A 311-nucleotide genomic window follows, 5' to 3' on the forward strand; every position below is an offset into this window, starting at 1 on the left:
GGTATAGGTGTAACTTTAACCGTTGCATTGTGGTACCTGGTTCCACTGATCTGGAAACAACTTGTTTACGCTCGAGTCAGTATTCCAGCGGGGATCCATTGGATTAATGCAGAGCTATTACCGTGGATTTCTTCGACATTCCATGTCCAGCAAATGGAAATTGATACCGATCAAATGTCCAAAGCTGTGATGGATTATGTTCAGACCAATTACAGTGCTGATAGTATTCAAGCATTTTAATTAAAGCTTGCACAATCAGGACTTAATTTTATTCAAATTGGTGGAACAGTTGTTTTAATCCCAATTATTGC

General features: G+C 38.9%; 1 protein-coding gene. It reads left to right on the plus strand.

Annotated elements, in window-relative coordinates:
* Positions 1-240 (plus strand): hypothetical protein (locus ACNQ0W_RS25515; RefSeq protein ID WP_417933324.1); only part of this gene is annotated, 240 nt, incomplete at its 5' end.
* Positions 241-311 lie beyond the last annotated feature (71 nt).

It is taken from the genome of Enterobacter cloacae complex sp. 6730903 (genome assembly GCF_048283985.1).
Taxonomy (GTDB): Bacteria; Pseudomonadota; Gammaproteobacteria; order Enterobacterales; family Enterobacteriaceae; genus Enterobacter; species Enterobacter hormaechei_C.